The organism is Caballeronia sp., assembly GCF_028292365.1.
Classification (GTDB): domain Bacteria; phylum Pseudomonadota; class Gammaproteobacteria; order Burkholderiales; family Burkholderiaceae; genus Caballeronia.
This window is the reverse complement of sequence record NZ_JAQGMM010000427.1, coordinates 1-4107: the sequence shown is the minus strand read 5'-3', so window position 1 is coordinate 4107 and position 4107 is coordinate 1. Positions and strand designations below refer to the sequence as shown.

General features: G+C 59.9%; 2 protein-coding genes and 1 tRNA gene. 2 read left to right on the top strand and 1 reads right to left on the bottom strand.

Going from position 1 to position 4107, the window contains the following annotated elements:
- Positions 1–76 precede the first annotated feature (76 nt).
- Positions 77–2590, bottom strand: a complete 2514-nt coding sequence (gene rnr / locus JWR14_RS25465) for a ribonuclease R (protein WP_299713851.1) — start codon at positions 2588–2590, stop codon at positions 77–79.
- Between the two features lie 316 nt (positions 2591–2906).
- Here rnr and JWR14_RS25460 point away from each other — a divergent pair.
- Together JWR14_RS25460 and JWR14_RS25455 are read left to right on the top strand one after the other, a co-directional pair.
- Positions 2907–2991, top strand: a tRNA-Leu gene (locus JWR14_RS25460).
- Between the two features lie 766 nt (positions 2992–3757).
- Positions 3758–4107: MFS transporter (locus tag JWR14_RS25455; protein ID WP_299713849.1), on the top strand; the 350-nt coding region annotated here is incomplete at its 3' end.

The window sequence follows — 4107 nt, the reverse complement described above, 5'->3', positions numbered from 1 at the left end:
AACGCGGCCCGGTGCGTGATGCATCGGGCCGCGCATTTCAAACTGAGGCGCGTCGCCTTCGTCGCTACCGCGCGCCTCAGCGCTTCTTTCGTGGCGGGTGACTCTTGGCCGCCACCTTCGGCGCCGCGCCGCGTTTCTTCGCCACTGCTACGTCCTTGGCGATAGTAGGCGGCAGAGCCGCTGCGGCTGCCTTGCCCAAAGCCTGTGCCGCCGCCTTCTTGCCGCCGCGGTCACGCCGCCGGCTATTCACGCTGCTGCCTTCGTCAGACGGGAATGGCCGCACACGCGGTCCCGCGCCCACACCCGCGCCATTCAAGGCGGAGTGCTCGACGGCAGGCGCCGAGGTCCGTCCTGGCGGCTTGACGGGTGTGTCGCGAACCAACCGGAAGTCGATCTTGCGTGAATCCAGATCGACACGGCTGACCTGCACGCGCACCCGGTCCGACATACGGTAGCGAATGCCTGTGCGTTCGCCGCGCAGTTCGTTCTTGATCTCGTCGTACTGGAAGTAGTCGGCGCCGAGCTCGGTGATATGCACCAGCCCTTCGATAAACAGCGAATCCAGTTGCACGAAGATCCCGAACGTTGTCACGCCGTTCACCATGCCGCCATATTCCTCGCCAAGCTTGTCGCGCATGAAATAGCACTTGAGCCAGGCTTCCACGTCGCGCGACGCTTCGTCCGCACGGCGTTCATTCGACGAACAATGCAGCCCGAGTTCTTCCCAGATCGCGACGTTGTTGCGCTGACGGCTGCGCGATTCGTCGTCGGATTTCTGCATGGCCCGCGCGGCCTTCGTCAGACCCGTGCTGAGCGTGATGTCGTGGCCAACCTCGGGCTGATACTTCTTGCCCTGCAGGATGGCGTAGATCGCGCGATGCGTGAGCAAGTCGGGGTATCGGCGAATCGGGCTGGTGAAGTGCGCATACGCTTCGTACGCGAGCCCGAAGTGACCAATGTTGTCCGGGCTGTAGACGGCTTGCTGCATGGAGCGCAGCACCATGCTCTGCAACATCTGTGCATCCGGCCGGTCGCGAACCATGGCCATGAGCGCGGCGTAATCGCTTGCATGCGGCTTCTCCCCGCCACCCAGCGACAAGCCGACACCACGCAAGAACGCCCGCAGGTTTTCCAGCTTTTCGGGCGTCGGCCCCGCGTGCACGCGATACAACCCAGGGTGTTTGTGGCGCTTGAGGAAGTCAGCGGCGCACACGTTCGCGGCCAGCATGCATTCCTCGATCAACCGATGCGCGTCATTGCGATGCCGCGGCACGATCTGCTCGATCTTGCCCTGCGCATTGCAGACGATGTACGTCTCGGTTGTATCGAAATCGATCGCACCACGCTTCTGGCGCGCCGCGTGCAGCGACTTGTAGACGCCATACAGGTTCTGCAATTGCGGCAGCAGATCGGCGCGCTTCGCGGCTTCCGGTCCCTTGGTGTTGGTCAGGACCGAAGCAACTTCCGTATACGTCAAGCGGGCCGCCGAATGCATCACGGCCGGATAGAACTGGTACGCCTTGATCTCGCCGCGCGCGGTGATCACCATGTCGCATACGAGCACACAACGATCCACTTGCGGATTCAGCGAACACAGCCCATTCGATAACTTCTCCGGCAGCATGGGAATCACGCGGCGCGGAAAATACACCGACGTGCTGCGATCGAGCGCATCGACATCCAGCGCCTCGTTCGGGCGCACGTAATGCGAGACGTCGGCAATCGCGACCAATAAACGAAAGCCCGTGCCGCGGCCGACCGTCATGGGCTCACAATACACGGCGTCGTCGAAGTCGCGGGCGTCTTCGCCGTCGATGGTGACGAGCGGCACATCGCGCAAATCCACGCGATGCCGGATATCGACGGGGCGCACTTCGTCCGGCAGTTTCGACGCCTGCTCGAGCGCGCGGTCGCTGAACTCGTGCGGCACGCCGTATTTGCGGACCGCGATCTCGATCTCCATGCCCGGATCGTCAATGTCCCCGATCACTTCCGCCACGCGTCCGAGCGGCTGCGAATGGCGGCTCGGGAAGTCGGTGAGATCCACCGATACCACTTGCCCCACTTTCGCCTTCTTCGGATTCTGCGTGATCAGAATGTCGTGGCCAATGCGCTTGTCTTCGGGCACGAGGATCAGCGCGCCGTTCTCGCTGATCAGCCGGCCGATGATGCGTTTATTCGCACGGTCCGTGACTTCCACGATATGGCCTTCAGGCCGCCCGCGGCGGTCATACCCGACAATACGCGCGAGCACGCGGTCGTTATGCATGACCTTCTGCATTTCGCCGTTGGGCAGGAACAGGTCATCCTGGCCGTCGTCGCGAATCAGGAAGCCGAAGCCGTCGCGATGGCCCTGAACGCGGCCGGCAACGAAGTTCGAGGGATGCGTGAGTTGGTAATAGCCGCGTTTGTCGAGACGGACCTGGCCGTCTCGCTCCATGGCTCCCAATCGCTTGAAAAATCCCTCGCGCTCCTGGCGCTTGATCGACAGAGCTTCGGCGATGTCGTTCGCAGCGAGCGGAGCTTCGCTCGTGCGCAACACGCCGAGAATTTCTTCGCGGCTCGGAATCGGATACGGATATTTGTTCAAGGGCTTATCGATGATCTCTTCTCGTCTAACTGAATGTCGCGGTTAATGGGGGATTACCCGTCGGCAATCCCATCCCAGCTTTACTTTCCAATCCCGCCCGGGACTGGATCGGCGCGTTGCCGGGACGTTGCACTTAACGTTGTTCCGGTTCGTTCACGAATAGTTTGCGAACCATTCTAACACCCGCCAACCGGGCCACATCGGCTCGCAAGCCATATGGGTAATGGCTCGGAGCCGCGTTTCAGTTTCGGTCTCAAAATGCTTGACAGCGCGATACGCCCGGCTATAATTGCGTTCTTTGCTGCACACGCACCTTGCCCAGGTGGCGGAATTGGTAGACGCACATGGTTCAGGTCCATGCGCCGCGAGGCGTGGAGGTTCGAGTCCTCTCTTGGGCACCAAGATTCAAATTCGGAGCAATCCGAAGAAGTCCGGAAAACCCCGTCAATTCTTGTGATTACGGGGTTTTTTGTTTTTTGCGTTTCGACATCCCTCCGTTCGAACCGCGACTGGAAATTGCGTTTCGCAACGTCGAAACTGAGGCGAAGCCCTGCCCCGTCGAATGGTCAGAACCTTTCCCTGCACGCCCGTCCGAACCGCGCGAAGACCTGGTTGCTCCGATAGCGCCGTCCCGGCATGGGGAAAGAAAACTTCCTGAGCCTTTGCCCCAATCCGGCATTAGTTTGATCGAAGCGCAGCGTCGATCACGCAAAAGGCGTCCGTCGACTGGTGCGGGCCGCCGATTCTCGAGAGGATTGCGATAACCGCCGCCTCGGGGACACCGGCCTTTAGCGCGTGCCGACGGTGATTGGCGATGACATCGGCGCTACCTTGTATAACGATTCGCAAACATGCTTAGGAATGCAGATATATCGAAGCGAGAGAACCGATGCTATTCCCTACCGGTCTCCAACATCAATCACAACGGCTCGATCAAAAACCGCACCCGCTTCACCATCGATGTCGCCACCGCGATCGCCGAGAAAATTGGAGCTCGCAAGAGGGTTATTCGCACCCGTTTTTCATTATTCGTATTTCCCGACAGATGAATTCGCATTGTCTTCCTTTATCCATAACGCAGACACCCCTAGGATTTGCTCATCCTCAGAATCAGGACAAGCCCGTTGCGCCTCTCCTGTATCGCATGAACCTTAGGGAATCTTATCGATGCACCAGCGCTCCACGAATGTTTCCCCAACAGTGCCGCGGACCACGCGCGCCAAAATCCTTGTTCTCATCGCGGTGATTTTGGCCTGCATCAGCCTGCCTTTAAGTCTTTCGGCGGGGCCTGCCGCCCAAACCTTCATCGGTCGAGACCTTCCGGGAGGGACCGTTGCGCTGTCATGGATCACCAATGCCTTCATGCTCGCCTGCGGCAGTACCCTGATGGTGGCGGGTGCACTTGCCGATCACTATGGCCGCAAGAAAATCTTCTTCATCGGCATGTTCGTCATGACGCTCGTTTCGCTTGTGATGCCGCTCGCACCAAGCGTCTTGTGGCTCGACTTCCTTCGCGT